Source organism: Kitasatospora sp. NPDC085464 (assembly GCF_044541955.1).
Classification (GTDB): domain Bacteria; phylum Actinomycetota; class Actinomycetes; order Streptomycetales; family Streptomycetaceae; genus Kitasatospora.
Genome location: NZ_JBITTM010000009.1, coordinates 144792 through 170488 on the forward strand (window position 1 = coordinate 144792; position 25697 = coordinate 170488).

Sequence of the window (25697 nt, forward strand, 5' to 3'; positions counted from 1 at the left end):
CCCGGTCACACGCCGTCACGACCCCCGGGCCGGCCGGGGGTCGTGACGGCGTGTGTTCGTCGACTCGGGGGATGCGTCACAGCCTGAAGCAGTAGCCGACCGGGATCGAGGCGGTGACCCGGCCCGAGGTCAGGTCGATCGCCCGGGCGGTGGCGTTCTTGGACGCGCAGGTGTACGGGTGGCCGGTGTTCACGCCGAAGCTGCCGCCCGCGAAGCCGTCGTAGCGGTGCGCGGTGACGGTCTGCGACCACTGCACGGTGCCGGTGGAGTTCAGCCGGATCTCGACGCGCACCGCGCCGTCGATGTTGAAGTGGTCGCCGTTGATCTCCAGGTTGCCGCCGACGTCGTCGGTCCAGATGCGAACCGCGAGCCGCCGGTCGTCGGCCTGGCTGTTGTCGGACCTCGTCTGCGTACGGGTCTGCGGGGTCACGCAGACGGTGTCACCGACCCAGGCCTCGCGCCACACGTAGCCCTGGACGCAGAAGCCGTTGGCCAGGGTCCGAACCGGCACCTGGCTGTTGTCGTACGCCGCCTGGGACCGGGTCGTCGGCGTGACGCAGACGTGGTCGCCGGGCCTGGCGTCCCTCCAGACGTAGCCCTGGCGGCAGGTGTCCGGCCCGTAGTCCTGGGCCTGGGCCGTGGTCGGCACCAGAGCGGCGGTGCCTAGGGCCATGACGGTGGCCATCGCCATGGTCGCTCCGGTGCGCAGGATCCGTCGTGTGGTCATCTCCCTGCCTCCCTGGGAACGGGGTTCTCCTTGGTTCGCCCAGCGTCCGACGCCCGCCGTGACCGGGGCGTGACACCGGGGCACCGGTCACGGGGAGACGGAACGCCGCTGCCCGGGACTTCCGATGAAGTCCCGGGCAGCGGCGTTCGGACCGAAGGGTGTCAGACGTTGAAGCCGAGGGCGCGGAGCTGCTCGCGGCCGTCGTCGGTGATCTTGTCGGGGCCCCACGGCGGCATCCAGACCCAGTTGATGCGCAGGTCCTTCACCAGGCCGTCGGTGGCGGTCTTGGCCTGGTCCTCGATGACGTCGGTCAGCGGGCAGGCCGCCGAGGTGAGCGTCATGTCGATGGTGGCCACGTCGGACTCGTCGATGTGGATGCCGTAGATCAGGCCCAGGTTGACGACGTCGATCCCCAGCTCGGGGTCGACGACGTCCATCAGGGCCTCGGTCAGGTCCTCGACCGAGACGGTGCCGGCCGTGGTGCCGACGATGAGGCCGGTCTGCTCCTCCGCAGCGGAGGTGGCGGTGGTTTCGTCACTCATGGTCTGTCCTCCTCTGCGGGGTCAGTCGTTCACGGCGGGGTGCTGGGCGAGCGCCTGGGCGGTGGCGTCCTTCCAGGCCATCCAGCTGAGCAGGGCGCACTTGACCCGGGCCGGGTACTTGGAGACGCCGGCGAACGCGACCGCGTCCTCCAGCACCTCCTCGTCGCCCTCGCCCTGGCCCTTGCTCTGCATCAGCTCCAGGAAGGCCTCCTGGACCGCCTGCGCCTCGCCCACGCTCTTGCCGACCACCAGGTCGTTGAGCACCGAGGCGCTCGCCTGGCTGATCGAACAGCCCTGGGACTCGTACGAGACGTCGGCGACCGTCGCGCCGTCGAGCTTCACCCGCAGGGTGATCTCGTCGCCGCACGTCGGGTTGACGTGGTGGACCTCGGCGTCGCCGTCCCGCAGCCCCTTGCCGTGGGGGTTGCGGTAGTGGTCCAGGATGATGTCCTGGTACATCGAGTCGAGCTTCATGTCCTGCGCGTCCCGTCAGCCGAAGAAGTTCCGGACGTGGTGCAGGCCGTCGATCAGCGCGTCGACCTCGCCCGGCGTCGAGTACAGGTAGAACGACGCCCGCGTGGTCGCCGGAATTCCGTACCGGAGGCAGACGGGCCGCGCGCAGTGGTGGCCGACGCGCACGGCGATGCCCTGCTCGTCCAGCACCTGACCCACGTCGTGCGGGTGGATGTCACCGAGGGTGAAGGAGATCGCCGCACCGCGGTCCACGGCCGTGCGCGGGCCGATGATCCGCAGGTCGGGGACCTCCAGCAGCCGCTCGACGGCGTACGCGGTGATCGCGTGCTCGTGCGCCGCGATCTTCTCCATGCCGACGCCCTGCAGGTAGTCGATGGCCGCGCCGAGCCCGACCGCCTGGGCGATCGGCGGGGTGCCGGCCTCGAACTTGTGCGGCGCCGGGGCGTAGGTGGACGAGCCCATGGTGACGGTCTCGATCATCTCGCCGCCGCCGAGGAACGGCGGGAGGTCCTCCAGCAGCTCCTGGCGGCCCCAGAGCACGCCGATGCCGGTCGGGGCCAGCATCTTGTGGCCGGTGAAGGCGACGAAGTCGGCCTCCAGCGCCTGCACGTCCAGCACCATGTGCGGCGCGGCCTGCGAGGCGTCGATGACGACCAGCGCGCCGACCGACTGGGCCTTGCGGACGATCGTCTCGACCGGGTTCACGGTGCCGAGCAGGTTCGAGACCAGGGTGAAGGAGACGACCTTGGTCTTCTCGGTGATCAGCTCGTCGATGTTCGACAGGTCGAGCCGGCCCTCGTCGGTGAGCCCGAACCACTTCAGCTTCGCGCCGGTGCGCTGCGAGAGCAGCTGCCACGGGACGATGTTGGAGTGGTGCTCCATCTCCGTGATGACGATCTCGGAGTCGGCGTCCACCTTGTACGGCTCGTCGGCCCAACCGAGCATGTTGGCCACGAGGTTGAGCGACTCCGAGGCGTTCTTGGTGAAGATCACCTCGTTGCGGCTCGGCGCGTTGACGAACGCCGCGACCTTGTCGCGGGCACCCTCGTACAGCGCGGTGGCCTCTTCGGCGAGCACGTGCACGCCGCGGTGGACGTTGGCGTTGTGCCGCTCGTAGTAGGCGGTCAGCGCCTCCAGCACCTGGCGCGGCTTCTGCGAGGTCGCCGCGTTGTCCAGGTAGACCAGCGGCTTGTCGTCGTGCAGCAGCCGCTGCAGGACCGGGAAGTCCTTGCGGATCGCGTCGGTGTCGAGCAGACCCGGCAGGCCCGACCGCTCATGGGCATGCGTCACTCGGATGCGCCCCCCTTCACGTACGCCTCGTAGCCCTCGTTCTCCAGCTTGTCGGCCAGCTCGGCGCCGCCGGACTCGACGATGCGGCCGCCCGCGAAGACGTGGACGTAGTCGGGCTGGATGTACCGCAGGATGCGGGTGTAGTGGGTCACCAGCAGGGTGCCGACCTCGCCGGTCGAGCGGACCCGGTTGATGCCCTCGGAGACGATGCGCAGCGCGTCGACGTCCAGGCCGGAGTCGGTCTCGTCGAGGATCGCGATCTTCGGCTTGAGCAGCTCCAGCTGGAGGATCTCGTGGCGCTTCTTCTCACCGCCGGAGAAGCCCTCGTTGACGTTGCGCTCGGCGAAGGCCGGGTCCATCTGGAGGGCGGCCATCGCCTCCTTGACCTCCTTCACCCACAGCCGCAGCTTCGGGGCCTCGCCGCGGACGGCGGTGGCGGCGGTGCGCAGGAAGTTGCTGACCGAGACACCGGGGACCTCGACCGGGTACTGCATGGCCAGGAAGACACCGGCCTTGGCCCGCTCGTCGACGGACATCTCCAGGACGTCCTCGCCGTCCAGCAGCACCGAGCCGCCGGTGACGGTGTACTTGGGGTGGCCGGCCAGCGAGTAGGCCAGGGTGGACTTGCCGGAGCCGTTCGGACCCATGATGGCGTGGGTCTCGCCCTGCTTCACGGTCAGGTCGACGCCCTTCAGGATCTCGCGCGGGCCGTTCTCGGCCTCGACGGAGACGTGCAGGTCGCGGATTTCAAGGGTTGCCATGTGTACTCAGGACTCCTGGTTGACGGAGACGAGCACATCGTCCCCTTCGATCTTTACGGGGTAGACAGCGACCGGCTTGGTGGCGGGCAGGCCGGAGGGCTTGCCGGTGCGCAGGTCGAAGCTGGAGCCGTGCAGCCAGCACTCGATCATGCAGTCCTCGACCTCGCCCTCGGAGAGCGAGACGTTCGCGTGCGAGCAGATGTCGTTCACGGCGAACACCCCCTCGTCGGTGCGGACGACGGAGACCGGCACGCCGTTGAGGTCCACGCGCTTGGGCACGTCCTCCTGGAGGTCGCTCAGCGCGCAGGCACGGAGGAAGGTCATCGCGTTCAGACCGCCGCTTCCAGCTCTGCGTCGATCTTCTCCATGAGCTGTTCCTGGACCTCGGCCACGCCGATCTGCTGGAGCAGCTCGGCGAAGAAGCCGCGGACCACCAGGCGGCGGGCCTCGTCCGCCGGGATGCCGCGGGCCTGCAGGTAGAACAGCTGCTCGTCGTCGAAGCGGCCGGTCGCCGAGGCGTGGCCGGCGCCGACGATCTCGCCGGTCTCGATCTCCAGGTTCGGGATCGAGTCGACCCGGGCGCCGTCGGTGAGCACCAGGTTGCGGTTGAGCTCGTAGGTGTCGGTGCCGAGCGCGGCGGCGCGGATCAGCACGTCGCCGACCCAGACCGCGTGCGCGTCCTGGCCCTGCAGCGCGCCCTTGTACGCCACGTTCGACCGGCAGTGCGGCGTGTCGTGGTCGATCACCAGGCGGTGCTCCAGGTGCTGGCCGGCGTCGGCGAAGTAGAGGCCGAACAGCTCGGCCTCGCCGCCGGGGCCCGCGTAGTTGACCCGCGGGTGCAGGCGGACCAGGTCGCCGCCGAAGGTCACGACCACGGACTTGTACGTGGCGTCCCGGCCGACCAGCGCGTTGTGCTGGGCGACGTGGACGGCGTCGCGCTCCCAGTCCTGGACGGAGACGAAGGTGAGCTTGGCGCCGTCGCCGACCAGCAGCTCGACGTTGGCGGCCCGGGTGCCGGTGCCCGCGTGGTTGAGCACCACGACGGCCTCGGCGAACGGCTTGACGTCGATCACCACGTGGGCGAAGCGGACGCCGCCCTCGCCGCGCACGTCGATCCTGACCGGCTCGGTCAGCACCGCGTCCTTGGGGACGGTGACCACCAGGGCCTGCTCGAAGGCGCTGAACGCCTGCGCGGCGACCCGGTCCACCGGCGTACCGGCCTTGCCCAGGCGGGCGTCGTCGCGGCCGACGGTCTCGGCGGTGACGCCGTCCGGCAGCGTGAACTCGACCTTGTCCTCGCCCTTCTCGGCCTGGGCGGCGGTCCCGTCGTGCAGCCCGCCGAGGCGGTGCAGCGGGGTGAACCGCCAGTCCTCCTCGCGGCCGTGCGGCACCGGGAAGTCGTTCACGTCGAAGGACGGCTTGACCGCGACGCGCGCGTCGATCGGCTGCTGGACCGTGGCCCGGCCGGTGCCGGGGCCGGCGAGCTGCGCGCCCGCGCCGGCGGTGCCGACCTCGATCGACCCGGCGGTGGTGGAGCCGGTGGTGTTCTGCTCAGCCATGGCTGTTCGTAGTGCTCTCTTCCTCGGAAATCGGTGGACGGCGGTGGCGGCTGGACGTCAGCCGACCGCGCCCTCCATCTGCAGCTCGATCAGCCGGTTGAGCTCCAACGCGTACTCCATCGGCAGCTCGCGCGCGATCGGCTCGACGAAGCCGCGGACGATCATCGCCATGGCCTCGGTCTCGGTCAGACCGCGGCTCATCAGGTAGAACAGCTGGTCCTCGCTGACCTTGGAGACGGTCGCCTCGTGGCCCATGGACACGTCGTCCTCGCGGACGTCCACGTACGGGTAGGTGTCCGAGCGGGAGACGGTGTCGACCAGCAGCGCGTCGCACAGCACGTTGGACTTGGCGCCGTGCGCGCCCTCGCCGATCTCGATCAGACCGCGGTAGGAGGTGCGGCCGCCGCCGCGCGCCACCGACTTGGAGACGATGTGCGACGAGGTGTTCGGCGCCATGTGCACCATCTTGGCGCCGGCGTCCTGGTGCTGGCCCTCGCCCGCGAAGGCGATCGACAGGGTCTCGCCCTTGGCGTGCTCGCCCATCAGGTAGACGGCCGGGTACTTCATGGTGACCTTGGAGCCGATGTTGCCGTCGACCCACTCCATGGTCGCGCCCTCGTACGCCACGGCGCGCTTGGTGACCAGGTTGTAGACGTTGTTCGACCAGTTCTGGATGGTCGTGTAGCGGCAGCGGCCGCCCTTCTTGACGATGATCTCCACGACCGCGGAGTGCAGCGAGTCGGAGGAGTAGATCGGCGCGGTGCAGCCCTCGACGTAGTGGACGTAGGCGTCCTCGTCGACGATGATCAGCGTCCGCTCGAACTGGCCCATGTTCTCGGTGTTGATCCGGAAGTAGGCCTGCAGCGGGATGTCGACGTGCACGCCCTTCGGCACGTAGATGAACGAGCCGCCGGACCACACCGCGGTGTTCAGCGCGGCGAACTTGTTGTCACCGGCCGGGATGACGGTGCCGAAGTACTCCTTGAACAGCTCCGGGTGCTCGCGCAGCGCGGTGTCGGTGTCCAGGAAGATGACGCCCTGCTCCTCCAGGTCCTCGCGGATCTGGTGGTAGACGACCTCGGACTCGTACTGGGCGGCGACACCGGCGACCAGGCGCTGCTTCTCCGCCTCCGGGATGCCGAGCTTGTCGTAGGTGGCCTTGATGTCCGCCGGCAGGTCCTCCCAGGACTCGGCCTGCTTCTCGGTGGAGCGGACGAAGTACTTGATGTTGTCGAAGTCGATGCCGGTGAGGTCGGAGCCCCAGGTCGGCATGGGCTTCTTGCCGAACAGCTTCAGGCCCTTGAGCCGGAGGTTCAGCATCCACTCGGACTCGCTCTTCTTCGCGGAGATGTCGCGCACGACCTCCTCGCTGAGCCCGCGCTTGGCAACGGCGCCGGCGGCGTCCGGGTCGGCCCAGCCGTACTCGTAGTTGCCCAGGCCCTCAAGCTCCGGGTGCGAAACGGTGTCAGTCATGCGAGCTTCCTAACGCGCGGACGCAGAATCTTCGGTGGACGTACCGGCAGTCGGCACTGCATCGGAGCCGCGGCCCGCGGAACCCCGGGCGGGCGACGATGCGGCACCGGGTGCCGGCACATAGGTGGTGCAGACCCCGTCGCCGTGGGCGATGGTGGCCAGCCGTTGCACATGGGTGCCCAGGAGCCGGGAGAAGACCTCGGTCTCCGCCTCGCAGAGCTGCGGGAACTGCTCGGCGATGTGCGCGACCGGGCAGTGGTGCTGGCAGAGCTGGGCGCCCGCCGGGGCCTTCGCCGCGGCCGACGGGACACGCCGCACCGTGGCAGCGTACCCGTCGGCACTGAGCGCCTCGGCGAGCGCCTCGGTGCGCTCCCCCGCCCCGGCCCGGCCCAGCGCCTCCAGGTACTTCTCGCCCTGCTTGCCGAAACGGGCCCGGGCGAAGGCGGCGACGGCCTCCTCGCCCGCCTTGCCGCCGCCCACCGAGTCCGAGATCCAGCGCAGGGCGTCGGCGGCGAGCTGGTCGTACGCCTGGTAGAAGGCGTCCCGGCCGCCGTCGGTGAGGGCGAAGACCTTGGCCGGGCGGCCCCGGCCGCGGCTGCCGTAGACCCGCTGCTCGCGGGACTCGACCAGGCCGGCGGCGGTGAGTCCGTCCAGGTGGCGGCGCACGGCGGCGGCGGTGAGGCCGAGCCGGCTCGCGAGGTCGGCGGCGGAGGACGGGCCGTGGTCCAGGATCGACCGGGCGACCCGGTCCCGGGTGGCGCGGTGGCCCTCCAGCAGCACCTCGGCCGCCGTCACGGGCACGTCGCAGTGGGAGGCCGACTCGGCCTCCTGCTGCTGGGCGTGCTCGCGCATGTTTTTCACAACACCAGTGTTGCGTAATTACTTCCGTCGGGACAAGCCGTGATCCATGCCTCACCGGTGTCATCGATCACGCAGGTAAGCCTTACCTGACCAGCCGAAACGATCACCGAGGCCGCCGTACGGCCGGTTCGTGAGCGCCTCTTACACTCGCCGGTATGCACTCCGAACCCGCGGTCCAGATCGCCGGGCTGGTCAAGCGCTACGGCGACAAGCCCGCGGTGGACGGCCTCGACCTCACCATCGCACGCGGCGCGATCACCGCCGTCCTCGGCCCCAACGGCGCCGGCAAGACCACCACCATCGAGACCTGCGAGGGCTACCGCCGCCCCGACGCCGGCACCGTCCGCGTGCTCGGCCTCGACCCGGTCGCCCAGAACGCCGCGCTGCGCCCCCGGATCGGCGTCATGCTGCAGTCGGGTGGTGTGTACGCGGGTGCCCGCGCCGTCGAGATGCTGCGGCACACCGCCAAGCTGCACGCCCACCCGCTGGACGTGGACGCGCTGGTCGAGCGCCTCGGCCTCGGTTCCTGCGGCCGGACCACCTACCGGCGGCTGTCCGGCGGCCAGCAGCAGCGGCTCGCCCTGGCCATGGCCGTGGTCGGCCGCCCCGAGCTGGTCTTCCTGGACGAGCCCACCGCCGGCCTCGACCCGCAGGCCCGCCGCGCCACCTGGGAGCTGGTCCGCGACCTTCGCCGGGACGGCGTCACCGTGGTCGTCACCACCCACCACATGGACGAGGCCGAGCAGCTCGCCGACCGCGTCGCGATCGTGGACCGCGGCCGGGTGATCGCCGACGGCACCACCGAGGAGCTGTGCCGCGGCGGCGCCGAGAGCGCCCTGCGCTTCGACGGCCCGCCCGGGCTCGACCTCGGCCCGCTGCTCAAGGAGCTGCCCGAGGGCGCCACCGCCGTCGAGACCGCCCCGGGCAACTACCGGGTCGAGGCGCCCGTCGACCCCCAGCTGGTGGCCACCGTGACCGGCTGGTGCGCGGCCTCCGGCGTCCTGCCCGAGCGGCTGTCCGCGCAGCGCCGCAGCCTCGAAGACGTCTTCCTCGACCTGACCGGACGGGAGCTCCGATCGTGAGTGCCACCGATTACGCCCCGAAGCCGGGCGCAGCGCCGGTCGGCCGGATGCTGCTCGCGCAGACCGCGTTCGAGACCCGGATGCTGCTGCGCAACGGCGAGCAGCTGCTGCTCACCGTGGTCATCCCCACCGTGCTGCTGGTGCTGTTCTCCGCGGTGGACATCGTCGCGGTGGAGGGCCCGGGCAAGCGGGTCGACTTCCTGGCCCCCGGCCTGCTCGCGCTGGCCGTGATGTCGACGGCGTTCACCGGGCAGGCCATCGCGACCGGCTTCGAGCGCCGCTACGGCGTGCTGAAGCGGCTCGGCGCGAGCCCGCTCCCGCGCTGGGCGCTGCTGACCGCCAAGACCGGCTGCGTGCTGGTCACCGAGGCGCTGCAGGTCGCGCTGCTGACGGTGATCGCCCTGGCGCTCGGCTGGTCCCCGCACGGCGACCCGTTCAGCGTGGCCGCGCTGCTGGTCCTCGGCACCGCCGCCTTCTCCGGGCTCGGCCTGCTGATGGCGGGCACCCTGAAGGCCGAGGCCACGCTGGCCGCCGCCAACCTGGTGTTCATCCTGCTGCTGCTCGCGGGCGGGGTGATCGTGCCGCTGAGCCGGTTCCCCGACGCCGTGCGGTCGGTGCTGGAGCTGCTGCCGATCTCGGCGCTGTCGGACGGCCTGCGCTCGGTGCTGCAGACGGGTGCCGGGGTGCCCTGGGCGGACCTCGGGATCCTGGCCGGCTGGGCCGTGCTCGGCCTGGCCGCGGCCGCCCGCTTCTTCCGCTGGGAGTAGGCCGCGCCTGCGACACGGCAACGCCCCCCCGGCCGGGGGGGCGTTGCCGTGTTCGGGTCGCGGTGCGTCAGCCCTGGCTGCCGCCACGACGCTTGCGGGCGAGCACGACGAGCGCGCCACCGACCAGCAGCACGCCGCCGCCGGCCGCCGCGATCATCGGGGTCGCGTCGTTGCTACCGGTCTGGGCGAGCACCGGGCCGCTGCTCGTGGGCGCCGGGGAGGGCGTCGTGCTCGGGGTCGGGGTGGCCGACGGGGTCACGGTCGGCGTCGCGGTCGGCGTCACGGTGGGCGTCGGCGTCGGCGCGGGGGTCTTCGTCGGCGTCACGGTGGGCGTCGGCGTGGGGGTGGGGGTGGGGGTCTTGGTGGGGGTGGGGGTCGGAGTCGGCGTGTGGCACGGCTCGATGGTCTTGGTCTCGTTGATGTTCCACCCCTTCTCGTTCGGGTTCTCCGAGGTGGTCACCACCAGGTTCGCCTTGATCGGGGCGGTGTGGTCCTTCACCGGGAAGGTGCCGTGGAACTCGGCGGGGAAGGCCTTGTTGTCCAGGACCTTGTCGCCGTCGATGGTGAGGCTGACGGTGTTCTTCACGTCGGCCTTGGGGCTGTAGTTGATCAGATCGATCACGATCTTGTCGCAGGTCACCGACCAACTCGGCACGTGCGCCGAGGCGTTGGTGGCCAGCGCCAGAGGCAGTAGAAATCCGGCCGCCGCTGTGCCGGCAAGTGCCGCCGCGCCGATCCCGATGTGCCGCTGCTGTCGCGCCATTACGCTGTTCCCCTCCGAACGGTCTTGTGCAGCAGGCGTGTTGAATGGTTCGCGGTGGCCCGCTACGACTGTCCGGGGGACTCTACCGGCACTCCCGCTTCCCGCCACACCCCGCCGTACGACCGGATTTCGTCTGTCCGTCCAGTCTTCGATGTGCATGACCAGCCCATCACAGTCGCCACCTCGCGGAACGCGGATTCGGCAAACTTGAATGAACTTCGTCACCTTCCAGACAGAACGGCGCCCCCGGTGATCGGGTTCAACCACTGGGGGCGCCGCTTCAATCAGCCGACGAACATTCGGACTTTTCCTGCCTTATCAGGCCCTCCTGGCCTTGCGCCGGGCGGCCACCACGATCGCGCCACCGGCGGCGATCACCGCGGCACCGCCGATCGCCAGCGGCAGCACTGGGCCGGAGCCGGTGTGCGCCAGGTTGCCGCCGCCGGTCTCCCGGGCGGACGGGCTCGCCGAGTGGGAGTGGCCCGAAAAAGGTATGGACCAATCCACACTCTTTCGATCACCCGCGTGACTGGTCAAGACCATTGACCGTTTTGTCCGAACAGTCCCTCCACGCCCCGGACGTGGCGGGGCGGCCCCGCCCCAAGATCGCCCATAAAGCCACTTACCATGGACGTCGTGCTTAAGACCACCCCCTTCTCCCTGCTCGCCGAGCGCTGGCAGCCCTCCGCCGCGATGGTCCGGCGCGCCGCGTTCGCCGCGCTGGTGATGAGCGTGGTGATCGTCGTCACCGGCGGCGCCGTCCGGCTCACCGCCTCCGGCCTCGGCTGTACGACCTGGCCCCGCTGCACCGACGAGAGCCTGACGCCCACCGCCGAGATGGGATTCCACGGCGTCGTCGAGTTCACCAACCGGATGCTCACCTACGTGCTGAGCGCGGCGGTCGGCTGGGCGATCCTGGCCGCCCGGTGCGCCCGGCCATGGCGGCGCAGCCTGACCAAGCTCGGCTGGGCCCAGTTCTGGCTGGTGATGAGCAACGCCGTACTCGGCGGCATCACGGTCCTCACGGGCCTCAACCCGTACACCGTCGCCCTGCACATGATCGCCGCGATGGCCCTGGTCTGGGTCGCCCTGCTGATGTGGGAGCGCAGCAAGGAGGGCGACGGCCCGCCGAAGCTCGCGGTCGCCCGCCCCATCCAGCAGCTCTCCTATGTCCTGGTCACGGTCGTCGGCCTGCTGGTCGCGGCCGGCACCCTGGTGACCGGCGCCGGCCACCACCCGGGCACCCCCAAGGACAACAAGATCGTCCCGCGGATCCCGATCGACTACGACCGCCTCGCCCAGTTCCACGCCGACTTCGCCTTCGTCTCGGTCGGCCTGGCCATCGCGGCGATCTTCGTCTTCGCCGCGATCAAGGCCCCGCAGCCCGCCCGCGCCCGCGCGAAGGAACTGCTCGCGGTCCTGCTGCTCCAGGGCGTGCTCGGCTTCGTCCAGTACTTCACCGACGCCCCGGAGCTGATGGTCGGCCTGCACATGTTCCTGGCCACGCTGACCTGGATCGCCGCGCTGCGCATCCCGCTCGCCCTGCGCACCCGCGAGGACGAGGCCGCCGCCGAGCAGCCGGCCGACCGGACCCCGCAGAGCGCGGCCGCCTGAGGGCGCCGGGAACGACACCGGAACGGCACCGGACAGCGCGAAGGCCCGGTTCCCCCGCACGGGGGGAACCGGGCCTTCGCGTCGTCCGAGCGGGGCGTCAGCCGCCGAGCTGGATGCCGGCCATCCGCTTCCACTCGTACGGGCCGGTCTTGACCTTGAGGCCCAGCTCGCCCTCGAAGTCGTCGTGCAGGGTCAACCCGGCCAGCTCGGCGGCCCGTCGGCCGACGGCGTAGCTGGGGGCGACCTGGTCACCCCAGGCGCCGTCCGCGCCGACCACGACGATCCGGGTGGCCACGGCGCCGACGTACTCGACGACCGCGTCGGCGCTGCCGCCGTGCTGCTGGGCGAAGCTGGTGAGGTTCTTGGCGATGCGCTTGGCGCGGCGCTCGGTGCGGGCGTCCGGCGCGGCCGTGGCAATCTCTGCGCTGCTCATGCCCGCATGCTACCCACCGGTACACGCCCTGGCGACGGGAGCACCCTGTGCACCGGGACACATACTGGAGACGTGACGTTCAAAGGCTGGCCCTCCGAGGCGCTCGACTTCTACGAGCACCTGGAGGCCGACAACTCGAAGACCTTCTGGCAGGCCCACAAGGAGCAGTACGAGGACGCCGTACGGGCCCCGATGGAGCAGCTGCTCTCCGACCTGGAGCCGGAGTTCGGGCAGGGGAAGATCTTCCGCCCGAACCGCGACATCCGCTTCAGCGCCGACAAGTCCCCGTACAAGACGCACATCGGCGCGCACCTGGAGAGCGGCGGCTACATCCAGCTCTCCGCCGACGGCCTGGCCTGCGGCAACGGCATGTACCAGCTCGCCCCGGACCAGCTGGAGCGCTACCGCGCCGCCGTCGCGGAGGACGTCACCGGCGCCGAGCTGGAACGGGTGATCGCCAGGGTGGAGAAGGACGGCCCGAAGGTGTTCGGCCGGGACTCCCTCAAGTCGGCCCCGCGCGGCTACCCCAAGGACCACCCCCGGATCGAGCTGCTGCGCCACAAGGGCCTGGTGGCCTGGCAGGAGTGGGAGCCCGCGAAGTGGCTGGGCACCCGCACCGCCTACACCCGGATCACCGCCTTCCTGCAGGCCTCCCTGCCGCTGCGGGACTGGCTGGACGGCCACGTCGGCCCCTCCGAGCTGCCGCCCCGCTGACGCACCGGAAACGGAAGAGCCGGAAACGGAAGAGCCGGAAACGGAAGAGCCGGAAACGGAAGAGCCCCGGTCCGAGGAGGACCGGGGCTCTTCCGCACGACGTCTACTTCACGAACGGGTCGATCGCGCACACCACGAACAGCAGCGACAGGTAGGTGATCGACCAGTGGAACAGCCGCATCTCCTTCAGCTTGGCTCCCACCACCCCGGCCTTGGCCCGCCCGTACAGCGCGTGCGCCTCGCGCAGCCAGAAGCCGCCGAGCAGCACCGCTGCGACGGGGTACAGCCAGCTCATGTGCCCCAGCGGCCACACCGCCAGCGAGGTCGCGACCATCACCCAGGAGTAGGCGACCACCTGCTTGCCGACCGCCACGTTGCCCTTGACGACCGGCAGCATCGGCACGCCCGCGCGCAGGTAGTCGTCGCGCACCTTCATCGACAGCACCCAGGTGTGCGGCGGGGTCCAGAAGAACACCACCAGGAACAGCGCCACCGCCACCCACGACACCGAGTCGGTCACCGAGGACCAGCCGATCAGCACCGGCATGCAGCCGGCGATGCCGCCCCAGACGATGTTCTGCGAGGTGCGCCGCTTCAGCCCGAGCGTGTAGACGAACACGTAGAACAGCAGCGCGCCCAGCGCCAGTCCGGCGGAGAGCCAGTTGACGCCCCAGCCGAGCAGCGCGGTGGAGAGGACCGCAAGCGCGATGCCGAACACCAGCGCCTCGCGCGGCGACACCATCCCGGTGACGATCGGCCGGCGCTCGGTGCGGGACATCATCGCGTCGATGTCGCGGTCGATGTACATGTTGAGGGCGTTGGCGCCGCCCGCCGAGAGGTAGCCGCCGACGACGACCTTCAGGACCAGCAGCATGCTCGGCACGCCCTGCTGGGCCAGGAACATCACCGGCACGGTGCTCATCAGCAGCAGCTCGATGATCCGGGGCTTGGTCAGTGCGACGAACGCGCCGACACGGGCCCCGATCGGCCGGTGCGCAGGCGTCGCCCCGGTGACCCCGGCGGGACGGGTTTCGACGGCGGTCACTAACACCCCAACTGAAGATGAATCCTCGCAGGCGTCCACAGGAACGAAGGGTCCCGAATCGTCCGCTCTGCGCGTACCACGACACCATAGACGCTCCATATATCCCATCCGGCTCCGGGGTCCCCGGCGAGGCCGAACCGCACACCCCCGGGTGAACCGACTGGGTGAAGCCACGAACCGTCTCCGGCGGCCCCCGCTACCCCGTCCTGACCACCCCGGCGGCGGGCCGTCACGAAACAGGAGAGCCTGGGACAAAAGCAGTCATACGGGCCTAGTGGGAATCACCATGCGGAAATCCCGGTTGTCTCAGCACGGAGGGTGAGCCCCGGCCCGGACGGTAGGCTCGCACGCAGAAGCGGGATCTACCCTCCGTGACCGGCACCACCCAGCGTCGGGACCACAGCGCCGTGGCCGACCCGGTCCCCATTCACGGGGTCACTCTTCAATGGAAGGAGCCCTGAGACAGGGTGAGCACTGCGCCGACGAACGCATTCGAGTGGACCGATCTGGACGAGCGCACGGTTGACACCGCGCGAGTCCTCGCCATGGACGCTGTCCAGAAGGTCGGCAACGGGCACCCCGGGACGGCCATGTCGCTGGCCCCGGCCGCGTACCTGATCTTCCAGCGCTTCCTGCGCCACGACCCGACCGACCCGTCCTGGGTCGGCCGCGACCGCTTCGTCCTCTCCCCCGGGCACACCAGCCTGACGCTCTACACCCAGCTGTACCTCTCGGGCTACGGCCTGGAGCTGGACGACCTCAAGGCCTTCCGCGTCGCCGGCAGCCGCACCCCCGGTCACCCGGAGCACGGCCACACGGCCGGCGTCGAGACCACCACCGGCCCGCTGGGCCAGGGCATCGCCAACGCGGTCGGCATGGCGATGGCGGCCCGCTACGAGCGCGGCCTCTTCGACCCGCAGGCCCCGGCCGGCGAATCCCCCTTCGACCACACCATCTGGGCCATCGTCTCCGACGGCGACCTGGAGGAGGGCATCTCCGCCGAGGCCTCCTCGCTGGCCGGCCACCAGAAGCTGGGCAACCTGGTCGCGCTCTACGACGACAACCACATCTCGATCGAGGGCGACACCGAGACCGCCTTCTCCGAGGACGTCCTCAAGCGCTACGAGGCGTACGGCTGGCACGTCCAGCGGGTGACCCCGAAGTCCAACGGCGACATCGACGTGGCCGCCCTGGCCGACGCGCTGGCCGCGGCCAAGGCCGAGACCTCCCGCCCGTCGTTCATCGCGATGCGCACGATCATCGCGTGGCCCGCCCCGGACGCGCAGAACACCGCCAAGGCGCACGGCTCCGCGCTCGGCGCCGCCGAGATCGCCGCCACCAAGAAGGTCCTGGGCTTCGACCCGGAGAAGACCTTCGAGGTCAGCGACCAGGTCATCGAGCACGCCCGCCTGGTCATCAAGCGCGGCAAGGCCGCCCGCGACCAGTGGCAGCTGTCCTTCGACGCCTGGCGCGCCGCGGACGCGGACCGCGCCGCCGAGTTCGACCGCATCCAGGCCGGCGAGCTGCCCGAGGGCTGGAAGAAGGCCGTCCCCTCCTTCCCGGCCGGCAAGGACGTCGCCACCCGCAAGGCCTCCGGCGACACCCTCAAGGCGATCGGCGCGGTGATCCCGGAGCTGTGGGGCGGCTCCGCCGACCTCGCCGAGTCCAACCTCACCACCATCGACGAGGACAGCTCCTTCCTCCCCGAGGGCAACCCGCTGAAGTCGGCGAGCCCGTACGGCCGCACGATCCACTTCGGCATCCGCGAGCACGCCATGGGCTCGACCATGAACGGCATCGCCCTGCACGGCAAGACCCGTGTGTACGGCGGCACCTTCCTGGTCTTCGCCGACTACATGCGCCCGGCCGTCCGCCTGGCCGCGCTGATGAAGCTGCCGGTCACCTACGTCTGGACGCACGACTCGATCGGCCTCGGCGAGGACGGCCCGACCCACCAGCCGGTCGAGCACCTGGCCTCGCTGCGCGCCATCCCGGGCCTGGCCATGGTCCGCCCGGCCGACGCCAACGAGACCGCCGTCGCCTGGCGCACCGTCGTCGAGCGCCAGACCAGCCACCCGGGCCCGGTCGGCCTGGCCCTCACCCGCCAGGGCGTCCCGACCTTCGACCGCGAGGTCTTCGGCTCCGCCGAGGGCACCGCCAAGGGCGGCTACATCCTGGCCGAGGCCTCCACCGGCGACCCGCAGCTGATCCTGCTCGGCACCGGCTCCGAGGTCCAGCTGGCCGTCAAGGCCCGCGAGGTGCTGGAGGCCGAGGGCATCGCGACCCGCGTGGTCTCCATGCCGTCCTTCGAGTGGTTCCAGGAGCAGGACCAGGCCTACCGCGACAGCGTGCTGCCGCCGTCGGTCAAGGCCCGGGTGTCGGTCGAGGCCGGCATCGCACAGGGCTGGCGCGAGCTGGTCGGCGACCACGGCCGCATCGTCTCGCTGGAGCACTTCGGCGCCTCCGCCGACTACAAGGTGCTCTTCGAGGAGTTCGGCATCACCGCCGAGCGCGTGGTGGCCGAGGCCCACAACGCCCTGCGCTCCCTCGAAGCCGTCAACCGCTAGCCGCCAGGGCCGCGTACCCGCCCGCACGCGAGTACGCGGCCCCCTCCGCCTACCCCACGAAGCAGAAGAACAAGGGACTGAAGCACCATGACTGACGCACTGAAGCGCCTCAGCGACGAAGGCGTTGCGATCTGGCTGGACGACCTCAGCCGCAAGCGGCTCAACTCCGGCAACCTGGCCGAACTGGTGCAGAACAAGCACGTGGTGGGCGTCACCACCAACCCGACCATCTTCCAGAAGGCGATCGCCGGCAGCGGCGACGACTCCTACGACGGTCAGCTGCGCGACCTCGCCGTCCGCAAGGTCACCACCGACGAGGCGATCCGCATGATCACCACCTCCGACGTGCGCGACGCGGCCGACGTGCTGCGCCCGGTCTACGACGCCTCCAACGGCCGCGACGGCCGGGTCTCCATCGAGGTCGACCCGCGCCTGGCGCACGAGACCGCCCCCACCGTGGCCGAGGCCAAGCAGCTGTGGTGGCTGGTCGACCGCCCGAACGTCTTCATCAAGATCCCCGCCACCAAGGCCGGCCTGCCCGCGATCAGCGAGGTCATCGGCCGGGGCATCAGCGTCAACGTCACGCTGATCTTCTCGCTGGAGCGCTACAAGGCCGTCATCGACGCCTACCTGACCGGCCTGGAGTCCGCCAAGGCCAAGGGCCTGGACCTCTCCCAGATCGAGTCGGTCGCCTCCTTCTTCGTGTCCCGCGTGGACACCGAGATCGACAAGCGCCTGGACAAGATCGGCGGCGACGCCAAGGACCTGCGCTCCAAGGCCGCCCTGGCCAACGCCCGCCTCGCCTACCAGGCGTACGAGGAGGTCTTCGGCAGCGTCGACGGCAAGACCGCCGGCAACGCGCGCTGGAAGGCCCTGGAGGCCGCCGGCGCCAAGCCGCAGCGCCCGCTGTGGGCCTCCACCGGTGTCAAGGACCCGGCCCTGCCGGACACCCTGTACGTCACCGAGCTGGTCGCCCCCGGCACCGTCAACACCATGCCCGAGGCCACCCTGGACGCCACCGGCGACCACGGCGTGATCACCGGCAACACCATCGTCCCCAACTACGCCGACGCCAAGGCCGTGCTGGACGCGATCGCCGCGGCCGGCGTGGACTACGACGACGTGGTCCAGGTCCTGGAGGACGAGGGCGTCGAGAAGTTCGAGCAGTCCTGGAACGAGCTGCTCGACACCGTCACCGCCTCGCTCGCCTCCTTCGCCGACGAGAAGTGACCCCTGCTCACAGCCAGCGCACGAAAGCGGAGCCCATCAAGTGAGCACTGATTTCCCTGAGTTGACTTCGGATTCGGACGCGGACGACCTCCCGCCCACCCCCGTCAACCCGCTTCGTGACCCCTCGGACCGACGGCTCCCGCGCATCGCGGGGCCGTCGGGTCTGGTCATCTTCGGGGTCACCGGCGACCTGTCCCGCAAGAAGCTGATGCCGGCCATCTACGACCTGGCCAACCGCGGTCTGCTTCCGCCGGGCTTCTCCCTCGTCGGCTTCGCCCGCCGCGAGTGGGACGACGAGGACTTCGCGAAGGAGGTGCACGACGCCGTCCGGGACCACGCCCGCACCCCGTTCCGGGAGGAGGTCTGGCAGCAGCTCGCCAAGGGCATGCGCTTCGTGCACGGCACCTTCGACGACGACGACGCCTTCGACAAGCTCCGCGCGACCATCGAGGAGCTGGACAAGGCCCAGGGCACCGGCGGCAACTTCGCCTTCTACCTGTCCGTCCCGCCGAAGTTCTTCCCGACGGTCGTCCAGCAGCTCAAGAAGCACGGTCTGGCCGACCCGCCGCAGGGCTCCTGGCGCCGCGCCGTCATCGAGAAGCCCTTCGGCCACGACCTGGAGAGCGCGCAGGAGCTCAACAAGGTCGTCCACGAGGTCTTCCCCCGGGACGAGGTCTTCCGGATCGACCACTACCTGGGCAAGGAGACGGTCCAGAACATCCTGGCGCTGCGCTTCGCCAACCAGATGTTCGAGCCGATCTGGAACCGGTCGTACGTCGACCACGTGCAGATCACCATGGCCGAGGACATCGGCATCGGCGGCCGGGCCGGCTACTACGACGGCATCGGCTCCGCCCGTGACGTCATCCAGAACCACCTGCTCCAGCTGATGGCGCTCACCGCCATCGAGGAGCCGGCCTCCTTCCACCCGAAGGCACTGGTCGCCGAGAAGCTCAAGGTGCTCAGCGCCGTCAAGCTCCCGGCCGACCTCGGCCGGCACACCGTGCGCGGCCAGTACGCCTCCGGCTGGCAGGGCGGCGAGGAGGTCGTCGGCTACCTGGACGAGGACGGCATCAACCCGGACTCCAAGACCGACACCTACGCGGCCATCAAGCTGGAGATCAACAACCGCCGCTGGGCGGGCGTCCCGTTCTACCTGCGCACCGGCAAGCGCCTGGGCCGCCGGGTCACCGAGATCGCGGTCGTCTTCCAGCGCGCCCCGTACCTGCCCTTCGACTCCTACGCGACCGAGGAGCTGGGGCAGAACGCCCTGGTCATCCGGGTCCAGCCGGACGAGGGCGTGACGGTGCGGTTCGGCTCCAAGGTGCCGGGCACCTCCTTCGAGGTCCGTGACGTCACGATGGACTTCGCCTACGGCGAGTCCTTCACCGAGTCCAGCCCGGAGGCGTACGAGCGGCTCATCCTCGACGTGCTGCTCGGCGACGCCAACCTGTTCCCGCGCCACCAGGAGGTCGAGCTCTCCTGGCAGATCCTCGACCCGATCGAGAAGTACTGGGACACCCACGGCAAGCCCGCCCAGTACGCGGCGGGGACCTGGGGCCCCGTCGAGGCGGACGAGATGCTCGCACGAGACGGCAGGAGCTGGCGCCGGCCATGAAGATCGACCTCACCAACACGACGTCGAGCAAGATCAACGCCGCGCTCATGGAGGCGCGCCGGGCCAGCGGCTCCACCGCCGCCGGCATGGTGCTCACCCTGGTGATCGTGACCGACGAGGGCAGCGCCTACGACGCCCTCAAGGCCGCCAACGACGCCTCCCGCGAGCACCCCTCGCGCACCCTCGCGGTGATCAAGCGCGCCGGGCGCTCGCCCCGGGCCCGCGCCGAGACCCGCCTGGACGCCGAGGTCCTGGTCGGCTCGGACGCCGGCTCCGGCGAAACCGTCATCCTGCGCATGCACGGCGAGCTCGCCGCGCACGCCCAGTCGGTCGTCCTGCCGCTGCTGCTGCCGGACGCCCCGGTCGTGGTCTGGTGGCCGGACAACGCGCCGCTGCACCCGGCCCAGGACCCGCTGGGCTCGCTCGCCCAGCGCCGGATCACCGACGCCGTCACCGCCGAGTCCCCGGTCGGCCAGCTCGCCCAGCGGGCCCAGAGCTACACCCCGGGCGACACCGACCTGGCCTGGACCCGGATCACCGGCTGGCGCTCCATGCTGGCCGCCGCGCTGGACCAGCGGCCGTCCACGATCATCTCCGCGGTGGTCGAGGGCGAGTCCTACAACCCCAGCGTCGAGCTGCTCGGCCTGTGGCTGACCAACCGGCTGCACGTGCCGGTCGAGCGGGTCGTCACCGGCGGCCCCGGCATCACCGCGGTGCACCTGCGCACCACGGACGGGGACGTCACCCTGGACCGGCCGGACGGCCTGATGGGCACGCTCTCCATGCCCGGCTCGCCGGACCGCCAGGTGGCGCTCAAGCGGCGCGAGACCTCGGAGCTGATCGCCGAGGAGCTGCGCCGCCTGGACCCGGACGACATCTACGCGACGGCCGTGCGCACGCCCGTCGAGCGGCTGCGCGAGCCGGCCAACGCCGAGACCGCGGCGGCCGGGCTGGTCGCCCGGGAGGCCGCCGGGGACACCGGGGACGCCGCCGAGGACGCGGTGGCCAACCCGGAGCGGATCACCACCGACGCGTCGGACCGGAAGCCCGCCAAGAAGGCCGCCGGCAAGCGCACCACCAAGGAAAGCGCATGACCAACGCGACCCCGCAGCTGGTCGTCCACCGGGACAAGGAGCTGATGGCCCAGGCGGCCGCGGCCCGGCTGATCACCCGGATCGTGGACGCCCAGGCCGCGCGCGGCACCGCCTCGGTGGTGCTCACCGGTGGTCGCAACGGCAACGCCCTGCTGGCCGCGATCGCCGCCTCCCCGGCGCGCGACGCGGTCGACTGGGGCCGTCTGGACCTCTGGTGGGGCGACGAGCGGTTCGTGTCCGCCGCCGACCCGGACCGCAATGCGGTCCAGGCGCGGGCCGAGCTGCTGGACGCCGTCCCGCTCGACCCGGCGCGGGTGCACGAGATGCCCGCCTCGGACGGGCCGGACGGCTCGGACGTGGAGGCCGCCGCCGCCCGCTACGCGGAGGAGCTGGCGAAGGCGGCCGGGCCCGGCGACCGGCTGGGCGTCCCCGCCTTCGACGTGCTGCTGCTCGGCGTCGGCCCGGACACCCACGTCGCCTCGCTCTTCCCCGAGCACCCGGGCGTGCGGGAGACCGAGCTGACCGTGATCGGCGTGCGCGGGGCCCCCAAGCCCCCGCCGACCCGGATCTCGCTCACCCTCCCGGCCATCCGGTCCGCCCGTGAGGTCTGGCTGCTGGCCGCCGGCGAGGACAAGGCGGGCGCGGTCGCGCTGGCCCTGTCCGGACCCGGCGAGATCCAGGCGCCCGCCTCCGGCGCGTACGGTCGCAGCCGCACCCTGATGCTGCTGGACCGCGCCGCCGCCGAGCGGATCCCGCCGCAGCTCTACCCGCCGGCCTCGGCGTAGGGCCGGCAGGCAACGGCGAAGGGCGCCACCGTCGATGACGGTGGCGCCCTTCGCCGTTCCGGTCGCCTCAGATCTCGCCGCGGAGCTTCGCCAGCGCCTCGGCCAGGATCGCCTCGCCGTCGGCGTCGGTGCGCCGCTCACGGACGTAGGCGAGGTGGGTCTTGTACGGCTCGTTGCGCGAGGGAGCCGGCGGGTTGTGCTGGTCCTGCCCGGCCGGGAAGCCGCAGCGCGGGCAGTCCCAGGTGTCCGGGATCGCCGCTTCGGCGGCGAAGCTGGGCCGGGTCTCGTGCTTGTTGGCGCACCAGAAGGAGATCCGGTTGCGCGGGGCGGACTCGCCGCGCTCCGCCTCGCCCATCGGGCCGGCCCCAACCCTGCTGCCACGGATGGCATTGCCACTTGCCACGGTCTGACTCCCTGCGTACTGGTGCGCCGACCCGCCGCGGAGCGCGTCGGTGGCGAAAGTCGTCCTAGTGTAAGCAGGAGTTAAGGATCCGCCACCATCGCCTCCGCCCCCGACCGCTCCAGGATAGGCGCTCGGGCGACGGGGCGTCAGGCTTGTGTCAGCTCTGGTACTTCAGCACCAGGCCCAGGACGATGATGGAGGCGAACCAGCCCAGGCCGACCACGATGGTGATGCGGTCGAGGTTGCGCTCGGCCACCGCCGAGCCGCCGCCGGTGGACATCGCGCCACCGCCGAACATGTCCGACAGGCCGCCGCCCTTCCCCTTGTGCAGCAGCACCAGGAGGATCATCAGCAGGCTGAAGATGATCAGGGCAATCGAGAACCCGAGAACCACGACGGGACCAACTCTCTCGTATCTTCGGCGAAGGGGCCGGGCCGCGTACGGCGGTCCGACCCCAAAGCCTACGTTGCTGCAGCGGCGTTAGCCTACTGCCTGCTCACGGTAGCGCACGATCTTGACGAACTCGTCGGCGTCCAGCGAGGCACCGCCGATCAGGCCGCCGTCGATGTCGGGCTTGGCCATCAGGCCGGCCGCGCTCGACGACTTGACCGAACCGCCGTACAACACGCGGACCTTGCCGGCCAGCTCGGCGTCGTACAGCTCGGCGATCCGCTTGCGGATGGCGGCGCAGACCTCCTGCGCGTCCTCCGGGGTGGCCACCTCGCCGGTGCCGATCGCCCAGACCGGCTCGTACGCGACCACGACGGTCTCGGCCTGGTGGGCCGGGACGTCCGCCAGGCCGCCGTCCAGCTGGGCCAGGGTGTACTCGACGTGGGTACCGGCCTTGCGGATGTCCAGGGGCTCGCCGATGCACAGGATCGGGGTGATCCCGGCGCGGTAGGCGGCCTTCACCTTGGCGTTGACGATCTCCTCGTTCTCGCCGTGGTACTGGCGGCGCTCCGAGTGGCCGATCACCGCGTAGGTGCACTGGAGCTTGGCCAGCATCGGCCCGGAGACCTCGCCGGTGTAGGCGCCGCCGTCGTGCTGCGAGATGTCCTGCGAGCCGTACTTGATCTTCAGCTTGTCGCCGAAGACCAGGGTCTGCACCGAGCGCAGGTCGGTGAACGGCACCAGGACGGCGACCTCGACGGCCTCGTAGTCCTTGTCGGCCAGCGCGAACGCCAGCTTCTGGGTGTGCTGGATGGCCTCAAGGTGGTTGAGGTTCATCTTCCAGTTGCCCGCCATGAGCGGGAGACGGTCGGTCATGTGCTTTCAGTCCTCCAGAGCGGCGAGGCCGGGGAGGGTCTTGCCCTCCAGGTATTCGAGGCTGGCGCCGCCGCCGGTCGAGATGTGTCCGAAGGCGTTCTCGTCGAAGCCCAGGATGCGGACGGCCGCGGCGGAGTCGCCGCCGCCGACGACGGTGAACGCGTCGCTGTCCAGCAGGCCCTGCGCGACGGCCTTGGTGCCGTTCGCGTAGTCCGGGTGCTCGAAGACGCCCATCGGGCCGTTCCAGAACACCGTGCCGGCGTCGGCCAGCTTGGCCGCGTACAGCTCGCGGGTCTTCGGGCCGATGTCCAGGCCCTCCTTGTCGGCCGGGATCGCGTCCGCGGCGACGAGGTCCGGGTTCGCCGGGGTCTTGCCCTTGAGGTCCGGGAACTCGGCGGAGACCAGGACGTCGACCGGCAGGACGAACTCGACGCCCCGCTTCTCGGCCTCGGCCAGGTACTCCAGGCAGACCGGGATCTGGTCCGCCTGCAGCAGCGAGATGCCGACCTCGTGGCCCTTGGCCTTGAGGAAGGTGTACGCCATGCCGCCGCCGATCAGGATCCGGTCGGCCTTCTTCAGCAGGTTGTCGATCACGCCGAGCTTGTCGGAGACCTTGGCGCCGCCGAGCACCACCACGTACGGGCGCCGCACCTCGTCGGTGAGCTTCTTCAGCACGCCGACCTCGGTGGCGATCAGGTCGCCGGCGGCGTGCGGCAGGAGCTTCGGCAGGTCGAACACCGAGGCGTGCTTGCGGTGCACGGCGCCGAAGCCGTCACCGACGTACAGGTCGGCCAGGGCGGCCAGCTGCTCGGCGAAGGCGCCGCGCTCGGCGTCGTCCTTGCTGGTCTCGCCGGCGTTGAAGCGCAGGTTCTCCAGCAGCGCGACCTCGCCGTCCGCCAGCGCGGCGACGGTGGCCGCGGCGCTGTCGCCGACGGTGTCGGTGGCGAAGGCGACGTCCTTGCCGAGGATCTCGCCGAGCCGCTTGGCCGCGGGCGCGAGCGAGAACTTCGGGTCCGGCTCGCCCTTGGGACGGCCGAGGTGCGAGGCCACGACGACCTTCGCGCCGGCGGCGGCCAGCTTGGCGATGGTCGGGGCGACGGCGCGGATCCGGCCGTCGTCGGTGATCGTCTCGCCGTCCAGCGGGACGTTCAGGTCGGCGCGCACGAACACGCGCTTTCCTGCGACACCGGCTTCGATGAGCTCTTCGATGGTCTTCACGGGGATTCGGTTGCTCCTGGGGAGATGGTCGATGCGCAGAGGCGGCACGGCGCAGGGGCCGCCTGAGAAGTCCTTGAGCGCGGAGCGAGGGCCCGGTCGGCACGGTGCGCCGTCCGGGCCCTCGCCCCTACATCACGTCAGCTCCCACGCGTCAGAGCCGGCCACCGACGAGGGTGACCAGGTCGACGACGCGGTTCGAGTAGCCCCACTCGTTGTCGTACCAGCCGAGCACCTTGACCTGGTTGCCCTGGACCATGGTGAGCTGGCTGTCGAAGATGCAGGAGGCCGGGTCGTTGACGATGTCCGAGGAGACGATCGGGTCCTCGGTGTAGGCCAGGATGCCCTTGAGCGGGCCCTCCTGCGCGGCCTTCTGGAAGGCCGCGTTGACCTCGTCCTTGGTGACCTCGCGCTCCAGGGTGACGACCAGGTCCGTGATGGAACCGGTCGGGACCGGGACGCGCAGCGAGGTGCCGTCCAGCTTGCCCTTCAGCTCCGGCAGGACCAGGGCGGTCGCCTTGGCGGCACCGGTCGAGGTCGGGATGATGTTCTGGCTCGCCGCACGAGCACGGCGCAGGTCCTTGTGCGGGAAGTCCAGGGTGACCTGGTCGTTGGTGAACGCGTGGACGGTGGTCATCAGACCCTTGACGATGCCGAAGGCCTCGTTCAGCACCTTGGCCATCGGCGCCACGCAGTTGGTGGTGCAGGAGGCGTTGGAGATGACGTGGTGGTTGGCCGCGTCGTACTTGTCGTCGTTGACGCCCAGGACGATGGTGACGTCCTCGTCGGTCGCGGGCGCCGAGATGATGACCTTCTTCGCGCCGGCGGCGAGGTGCTTCTTCGCAGCCTCGGCCTTGGTGAAGATGCCGGTGGACTCGACGACGATGTCGGCGCCCAGGGCGGCCCACGGCAGGTTGGCCGGGTCACGCTCGGCGGTCACCTTGAAGGTGTGGCCGTCGACGGTGATGCTGTCCTCGGTGTGCGAGACCTCGGCCTGGAGGGTCCCCAGGGTGGTGTCGTACTTGAGCAGGTGAGCCAGGGTCTTCGTGTCGGTGAGGTCGTTGACACCGACGATCTCGATGTCCGCGCCCTGGGCCTTGACCGCACGGAAGAAGTTGCGGCCGATGCGGCCGAAGCCGTTGATGCCTACCCGGATCGTCACGAACCGATCTCCTCGTTAGGTACGCCGGGCCGGAGCCCGACGGGGGTGAGATTTGGGAAGTCCCCGACCGCCTATGACCCTACCCCTCCGGGGCCTTTTGGGGCACATCGCGCCACCTCGTGAGACGTGGCGTGGCGTGCCCCGAAGGCGGTTCCGGGCCGTCCGGCCTTGGTCCGGCGGGCAGTTGGTCCCGGGGCCAGTGGTCTCTACCAATTCGGGGGTTCGGCGGGCACCCGGAAACGACCCGGAAA

The 25697-nt window shown here is 70.6% G+C and carries 27 protein-coding genes; 9 read left to right on the forward strand and 18 right to left on the reverse strand.

The features are described from left to right. Nucleotides 1–76: 76 nt before the first annotated feature. From ACIGG8_RS10410 to ACIGG8_RS10450, 9 genes are all read right to left on the reverse strand, one after another. Nucleotides 77–727 (reverse strand): hypothetical protein, encoded by a 651-nt coding sequence (locus ACIGG8_RS10410; protein WP_396546935.1) that lies wholly within the window; start codon nt 725–727, stop codon nt 77–79. Between the two features lie 161 nt (nt 728–888). Then, complete coding sequence (locus ACIGG8_RS10415) at nt 889–1269, reverse strand: metal-sulfur cluster assembly factor (RefSeq protein ID WP_396546937.1); 381 nt, start codon at nt 1267–1269, stop codon at nt 889–891. Between the two features lie 21 nt (nt 1270–1290). Then, nucleotides 1291–1743 (reverse strand): Fe-S cluster assembly sulfur transfer protein SufU, encoded by a 453-nt coding sequence (gene sufU / locus ACIGG8_RS10420; protein ID WP_350521371.1) that lies wholly within the window; start codon nt 1741–1743, stop codon nt 1291–1293. 15 nt (nt 1744–1758) lie between these two features. Beyond that, complete coding sequence (locus ACIGG8_RS10425) at nt 1759–3033, reverse strand: cysteine desulfurase (RefSeq protein ID WP_396546938.1); 1275 nt, start codon at nt 3031–3033, stop codon at nt 1759–1761. Then, complete coding sequence (gene sufC / locus ACIGG8_RS10430; RefSeq protein ID WP_196952639.1) at nt 3030–3794, reverse strand: Fe-S cluster assembly ATPase SufC; 765 nt, start codon at nt 3792–3794, stop codon at nt 3030–3032. Before sufC ends, ACIGG8_RS10425 begins: the two co-directional genes overlap by 4 nt. 6 nt (nt 3795–3800) lie before the next feature. Next, nucleotides 3801–4118, reverse strand: a complete 318-nt coding sequence (locus ACIGG8_RS10435) for a bifunctional 3-phenylpropionate/cinnamic acid dioxygenase ferredoxin subunit (protein ID WP_350521373.1) — start codon at nt 4116–4118, stop codon at nt 3801–3803. A gap of 5 nt (nt 4119–4123) precedes the next feature. Continuing rightward, the gene (gene sufD, locus ACIGG8_RS10440) at nt 4124–5353 is read right to left on the reverse strand and encodes a Fe-S cluster assembly protein SufD (protein WP_350521374.1); all 1230 of its coding nucleotides are present in this window, start codon (nt 5351–5353) and stop codon (nt 4124–4126) included. 57 nt (nt 5354–5410) lie between these two features. After that, entirely contained in the window at nt 5411–6826 is a 1416-nt protein-coding gene (sufB, locus tag ACIGG8_RS10445) for a Fe-S cluster assembly protein SufB (RefSeq protein WP_350521375.1), read from the reverse strand. Nucleotides 6827–6835: 9 nt separating this feature from the next. Further along, entirely contained in the window at nt 6836–7678 is an 843-nt protein-coding gene (locus tag ACIGG8_RS10450) for a MarR family transcriptional regulator (RefSeq protein ID WP_350521376.1), read from the reverse strand. A 164-nt stretch (nt 7679–7842) separates the two neighbouring features. Here ACIGG8_RS10450 and ACIGG8_RS10455 point away from each other — a divergent pair, with 164 nt between their 5' ends. Continuing rightward, entirely contained in the window at nt 7843–8769 is a 927-nt protein-coding gene (locus ACIGG8_RS10455) for an ABC transporter ATP-binding protein (RefSeq protein WP_396546940.1), read from the forward strand. Then, nucleotides 8766–9536 carry an ABC transporter permease gene (locus tag ACIGG8_RS10460; RefSeq protein ID WP_396546942.1) on the forward strand — a complete coding sequence of 257 codons (771 nt, stop codon included), beginning with the start codon at nt 8766–8768 and terminating at the stop codon, nt 9534–9536. Before ACIGG8_RS10455 ends, ACIGG8_RS10460 begins: the two co-directional genes overlap by 4 nt. Nucleotides 9537–9603: 67 nt before the next feature. On the opposite strand, the gene ACIGG8_RS10465 is transcribed toward ACIGG8_RS10460, so the two are convergent. Together ACIGG8_RS10465 and ACIGG8_RS10470 are read right to left on the reverse strand one after the other, a co-directional pair. Then, entirely contained in the window at nt 9604–10299 is a 696-nt protein-coding gene (locus tag ACIGG8_RS10465) for an LAETG motif-containing sortase-dependent surface protein (RefSeq protein ID WP_396546943.1), read from the reverse strand. Between the two features lie 318 nt (nt 10300–10617). Beyond that, nucleotides 10618–10842 carry an LPXTG cell wall anchor domain-containing protein gene (locus tag ACIGG8_RS10470; protein ID WP_396546945.1) on the reverse strand — a complete coding sequence of 75 codons (225 nt, stop codon included), beginning with the start codon at nt 10840–10842 and terminating at the stop codon, nt 10618–10620. An 84-nt stretch (nt 10843–10926) separates the two neighbouring features. On the opposite strand from ACIGG8_RS10470, the gene ACIGG8_RS10475 reads away from it, so the two are divergent. Next, the gene (locus tag ACIGG8_RS10475) at nt 10927–11913 is read left to right on the forward strand and encodes a heme A synthase (protein ID WP_396546946.1); all 987 of its coding nucleotides are present in this window, start codon (nt 10927–10929) and stop codon (nt 11911–11913) included. 97 nt (nt 11914–12010) lie between these two features. On the opposite strand, the gene ACIGG8_RS10480 is transcribed toward ACIGG8_RS10475, so the two are convergent. After that, complete coding sequence (locus ACIGG8_RS10480) at nt 12011–12346, reverse strand: hypothetical protein (protein ID WP_396546947.1); 336 nt, start codon at nt 12344–12346, stop codon at nt 12011–12013. A gap of 72 nt (nt 12347–12418) precedes the next feature. On the opposite strand from ACIGG8_RS10480, the gene ACIGG8_RS10485 reads away from it, so the two are divergent. Continuing rightward, nucleotides 12419–13060, forward strand: a complete 642-nt coding sequence (locus tag ACIGG8_RS10485) for a DUF2461 domain-containing protein (protein WP_350521381.1) — start codon at nt 12419–12421, stop codon at nt 13058–13060. 103 nt (nt 13061–13163) lie between these two features. Here the strand turns inward: ACIGG8_RS10485 and ACIGG8_RS10490 are convergent, their stop codons facing one another. Beyond that, nucleotides 13164–14111 (reverse strand): heme o synthase, encoded by a 948-nt coding sequence (locus ACIGG8_RS10490; protein ID WP_396546949.1) that lies wholly within the window; start codon nt 14109–14111, stop codon nt 13164–13166. Nucleotides 14112–14572: 461 nt separating this feature from the next. Between ACIGG8_RS10490 and tkt the strand changes: the two genes are divergently transcribed. From tkt to pgl, 5 genes are all read left to right on the forward strand, one after another. Next, nucleotides 14573–16672 (forward strand): transketolase, encoded by a 2100-nt coding sequence (gene tkt / locus ACIGG8_RS10495; RefSeq protein WP_396546951.1) that lies wholly within the window; start codon nt 14573–14575, stop codon nt 16670–16672. 87 nt (nt 16673–16759) lie between these two features. Beyond that, complete coding sequence (gene tal, locus ACIGG8_RS10500; protein WP_350521384.1) at nt 16760–17902, forward strand: transaldolase; 1143 nt, start codon at nt 16760–16762, stop codon at nt 17900–17902. A gap of 61 nt (nt 17903–17963) precedes the next feature. Further along, nucleotides 17964–19520 (forward strand): glucose-6-phosphate dehydrogenase, encoded by a 1557-nt coding sequence (gene zwf / locus ACIGG8_RS10505; RefSeq protein ID WP_350521385.1) that lies wholly within the window; start codon nt 17964–17966, stop codon nt 19518–19520. Next, nucleotides 19517–20614 (forward strand): glucose-6-phosphate dehydrogenase assembly protein OpcA, encoded by a 1098-nt coding sequence (opcA, locus tag ACIGG8_RS10510; RefSeq protein WP_396546952.1) that lies wholly within the window; start codon nt 19517–19519, stop codon nt 20612–20614. Before zwf ends, opcA begins: the two co-directional genes overlap by 4 nt. Continuing rightward, complete coding sequence (gene pgl, locus ACIGG8_RS10515; protein ID WP_396546954.1) at nt 20611–21399, forward strand: 6-phosphogluconolactonase; 789 nt, start codon at nt 20611–20613, stop codon at nt 21397–21399. Before opcA ends, pgl begins: the two co-directional genes overlap by 4 nt. Before the next feature lie 67 nt (nt 21400–21466). Here pgl and ACIGG8_RS10520 read toward each other — a convergent pair whose 3' ends face one another. From ACIGG8_RS10520 to gap, 5 genes are all read right to left on the reverse strand, one after another. Then, entirely contained in the window at nt 21467–21754 is a 288-nt protein-coding gene (locus ACIGG8_RS10520) for an RNA polymerase-binding protein RbpA (protein WP_030238413.1), read from the reverse strand. Nucleotides 21755–21959: 205 nt separating this feature from the next. After that, nucleotides 21960–22196, reverse strand: coding sequence for a preprotein translocase subunit SecG (gene secG, locus ACIGG8_RS10525; RefSeq protein WP_350521388.1), 237 nt, complete (start codon nt 22194–22196; stop codon nt 21960–21962). Between the two features lie 87 nt (nt 22197–22283). Beyond that, entirely contained in the window at nt 22284–23069 is a 786-nt protein-coding gene (gene tpiA, locus ACIGG8_RS10530) for a triose-phosphate isomerase (RefSeq protein ID WP_350521389.1), read from the reverse strand. 6 nt (nt 23070–23075) lie between these two features. Beyond that, on the reverse strand, nt 23076–24287 hold the full coding sequence (locus ACIGG8_RS10535; RefSeq protein ID WP_396546956.1) for a phosphoglycerate kinase: 1212 nt from the start codon (nt 24285–24287) through the stop codon (nt 23076–23078). 151 nt (nt 24288–24438) lie between these two features. Further along, nucleotides 24439–25446: a type I glyceraldehyde-3-phosphate dehydrogenase gene (gene gap / locus ACIGG8_RS10540; RefSeq protein WP_396546958.1), complete on the reverse strand. Its 1008-nt coding sequence runs from the start codon at nt 25444–25446 to the stop codon at nt 24439–24441. Nucleotides 25447–25697 lie beyond the last annotated feature (251 nt).